The sequence below is a fragment of the Sinomonas sp. genome (assembly GCF_036848755.1).
Lineage (GTDB): Bacteria > Actinomycetota > Actinomycetes > Actinomycetales > Micrococcaceae > Sinomonas.
Genome location: NZ_DAIUJO010000197.1, coordinates 1 through 3,551, shown reverse-complemented (window position 1 = coordinate 3,551; position 3,551 = coordinate 1). Strand labels below are relative to the sequence as shown.

3 protein-coding genes and 1 pseudogene are annotated in these 3,551 nt (G+C 73.8%); 3 read left to right on the top strand and 1 reads right to left on the bottom strand.

Annotated features, from left to right (window positions below):
• Positions 1-882, top strand: a pseudogene (locus V7053_RS18310) (relaxase/mobilization nuclease domain-containing protein); the annotation flags it as partial.
• On the opposite strand, the gene V7053_RS18305 reads toward V7053_RS18310, so the two are convergent.
• Complete coding sequence (locus V7053_RS18305; RefSeq protein WP_334173689.1) at positions 872-1,324, bottom strand: phosphatase PAP2 family protein; 453 nt, start codon at positions 1,322-1,324, stop codon at positions 872-874. The pseudogene V7053_RS18310 and the gene V7053_RS18305 sit on opposite strands and share 11 nt — an antisense overlap.
• 400 nt (positions 1,325-1,724) lie before the next feature.
• Between V7053_RS18305 and V7053_RS18300 the strand changes: the two genes are divergently transcribed.
• Entirely contained in the window at positions 1,725-2,213 is a 489-nt protein-coding gene (locus tag V7053_RS18300; RefSeq protein ID WP_443022666.1) for a hypothetical protein, read from the top strand.
• 83 nt (positions 2,214-2,296) lie between these two features.
• Complete coding sequence (locus V7053_RS18295; protein ID WP_334173688.1) at positions 2,297-2,920, top strand: DedA family protein; 624 nt, start codon at positions 2,297-2,299, stop codon at positions 2,918-2,920.
• Positions 2,921-3,551 lie beyond the last annotated feature (631 nt).

Sequence of the window (3,551 nt, the reverse complement as noted above, 5' to 3'; positions counted from 1 at the left end):
GTGACCGGGTACTCGGTCGCTTTGAAGCCGGAGAGCAGGGCCGAGCGGCCCGTGTGGTTCGGCGGGGGAAGGATCGCCCGCGACCTGGCCCTCCCGCAGCTGCGCAAGGGCTGGACCACTACTCCAGAAGCCGTCGCGGCCGCGACGGCCGAATGGCAGGCCGCCGCCGCCGGGAAACGGCCGACGACCCAGGGCCGGGAGGCCAGGGTGCCCACCGCATCCGAGTGGGAGAAGGCCACCGCCGAGGTCGGGGAACTGTTCGAGCGGATGAAGACGATCCCGCTGACCGACCATGCGCTGTGGGCGCAGTTCGCCCGCGAGACGTCCGGGGCGTTCGCGGCCTGGAGCCTGCGCACCGAACCGGTGCCGGGGCCACTGGCCGAGACCGCCAAGGCCCTGTCCCGCACCGCCCAGCTGAACCGCTTCCCACCACGTGCCGGGCACGCGCCCCTGCCGAGCGCGAAAGGCGCCAGCATGCTGCTCATGCAGACCGCGGTCGGGCCCTCCACGGCAGCAGGGCACGCACTGCTGCTGGCCCAGCTGCGCAACACCATGCGCGCCGTCCACGACATGCACAAGGCCTCCGGAAGGCTCCGCGACGCCGAGCGCATCCGGGCCGCCGCCGTGGAGAAGCTCACCGCCGTGCGCGGGGACCTGCACGCGCTGAAGGAGCAGCACCGCTCCGCCCAGCGAGTGCCCTCCGGCGGCCTACGCCGGGAGGCGCCCCCGGGTGGTCCGGAGGGCGAGCTGGAGGGAATCCGGCGCCTCGTCGCCCAGTCGTTCCCGACCGCGCCGACCCCGGGAGCCCGGACTGCCCCCGCGGAGGCCCGCGTCACCAGGAAGCCGCCCGGCAGGGACAGGGACCAGGGAATCAGCCGCTGAGACCGGGCGCCAGGGCCGGCGCCTCATCCCGGAGCCGGTGGCGGGGTGGCTCGGTCCGGTCCGGGGCTGTGCGCTGGTTCCGGGTTGGACGGGTGGGGCTAGGGGGCCTGGGGGTGGAGCAGCAGGGGTGCGGTGGCCACGGCGAAGGCGATCCGAGGGCGGGGAAGCGGGGGCGGTCTCGGGGGCTCCGACCACGGCGGCCAGTGCGGCGCCCCCGAGCAGCATGCTGCCCCCAGACGTCGGTGGCCCAGTGGGCCCCGAGGTAGACCCGGCTCATCGCCACCAGCAGCACGGCCAGGAGCCAGCCTGCCGCCGTGGGCGCCTTCGCGGCCGTGGAGGCGAAGGCCTTGAAGAGCAGGTAGGCGATGACCCCGTAGGCGACGGCCGGGCGCATCACGTGCCCGCTGGGGAAGCTTGGGGACGCCTCGGCCAGCAGCGCCACGCGATGCGTCGGGGCGGGCCCGGTGCACGATCTCCTTCACGATGGAGTGCAGGAGCGGGGTATGGGCGTTGGCGAGCATCGTCGCCGCGGTGAAGAACGAGGTCTTCCCTGGGGTGCGGACCAGGGGCATCAGGTTCGCGATCCTGAACTCCCTGCAACTCTCCGGCCCTCACCCGCGGGGAAGGCTATGGGCCCATGCTGCCCTCAGGCGTCTAAGACGCTCTAAGAACCGCCCGAGGAGTGGTGGACACCGACGGATGGCGGGCCCTCGGGGGCCGGGCACGGCGGCCTGGGGGCGGGACTGCTGGCCCTGGGCGCGTTCCTGGCGCTGTACGACATCGCCGAGGTCTTCCTCAAGCCCCTCTTCGGGTCGCTCTCGGACCGGATCGGGCCCAAGCCGGTGATCGTCGCCGGGCTGCTCGGGTTCGCCGCCGCCGCCGGGGCCCTCGGCGCGGCGGTGGGCTTCCTTCCCGCCGTCGCCGCCGGTGCAGGGCTCGGAACGCTGGCCAGCGTCGGGGCCGTGACTCTGCTCGCCCTCGCCTCGGCGCTGATCCAGCCTCGCATCGGACGCGCCCGCGACGCGGGCCGCCTGCGTGACCGGCCCGCGATGGCCGGCGGGCTCCTGCTGATCGCCGCGGGGGTCCTCGCAGGCGCCCTCGCCTCCCTCTCCGCGCAGGCCGTGGCCGCGGTCGGCGTCTACCTCGCCGCGGTCCTGATCGGCACCGGCATCGCCGTGGCCACCCCGGTCGCGTTCGCGCACCTCGCGGACGCCACCGGGTCCGGACGGTTCGGGCGCACCATGGGGGCCGCCGAGCTGGGCCGTGAGCTCGGCGACGCCGGGGGCCCGCTCCCCGCCGGCTCCCGTCAGCGGGGCGGACCCGGTGCCTGATCCCGGCCGCCGTCCAGAGGCCTCCTTGTGCTGATGCGCAGGAAGCGGGGTATCGGCAACATGGTGGGAGGAAGGAGAGGGGTGTGGGTGCGGTTGTCGATGTGATCCTGGGGATGCCCCCGCTGCTGGCCTACCTGCTGGTGTTCGCGTTCGTCTTCGCCGAGGACGCCCTCTTCGTCGGGTTCGTCATCCCCGGGGAGACCGCCGCCGTGCTCGGCGGGGTGGTCGCCTCCCAGGGCAAGGCCTCAGTGTGGCTGATGGCCCCGCTCGTGGTCTTCGCCGCGATCGTCGGCGACACGGTCGGGTACGAGGTCGGCAAGCACCTCGGCCCCCGCCTGCTGGAGTCCAGACCCCTGCAGAAGCACCGCAGACGGCTCGACGACGCCCAGGGCTTCCTGCGCCGCCGCGGCGGCTGGGCGGTGTTCCTGGGCCGGTTCGTGGCGTTCTTCCGCGCCGTCATGCCCGCCCTGGCCGGGTCCTCGCAGATGCGATACCCGAAGTTCCTGGCCTTCAACGCCCTGGGCGGGATCGCCTGGGGCACCGGGTTCGTGCTCCTGGGATACCTTGCCGGGGCCTCCTACCAGACCGTGGCCAAGGCAGCCGGACGGGACATCACCGCCGCCGTAGTCGTGCTGGCCATCGTCGCCGTGGCCGTCTGGCGGGTCCGCAAGGGGCGCCGGGAACGCGGACACGGCGCCGGCTCCTGACCGGTCCGCGGCCGGGGACCCCGCTGGCCGCCCGCTCCGGCGAGGGAGGTGAGGCCGCGGGCGGCCGTTCCGTTCTCCCCACGAGCGCGAACAGGGCCAGCATCAAGGGGCAGCATCCACAGCACGACCGCCACCCCGAGGAACAGGGCGCAGGCCAGCAGGTCGGTGGTATCCCGTCGGTGACGATGTTCACTGTGGGTGCGGGGGCGGCCATGGCGGGCGCGGCCGCTGGCCACGCCCAGGATGAGGAATGCAGGAAACACCCGTCTGGGTGTGTGCAGGGCAGTAGCAGCTCCCATTTCTTCGGGTGTGTCCCAGGCAGGCACAGGAGGTCCGCGGGCCCGGATGGGCGGGTTGGCCGTTCGCGTGAGGACGTCGGCGAAGACCTGCCGAGTCCTGGTGCGGCGTCTCCGGGACCCGGGCCCGGGGGGAGGTTCGGTTCCGCTCCTGCCGGCGCCCTCCCGACCTGCTCGTGGACGCCCAGCCCGGAGCGACCCTGTTCGGCCTCTGCGCGCTTCAGGACGAGCTCGAGGTATTCCTCGGCGGCCGCGTCTGGGTTGCGGGGGCCCCGGGTCCGGCTCTCAGGCGAGGTCACCGAGCTGGTAGCCGCGGCCGTGGACGGTCCTGACCA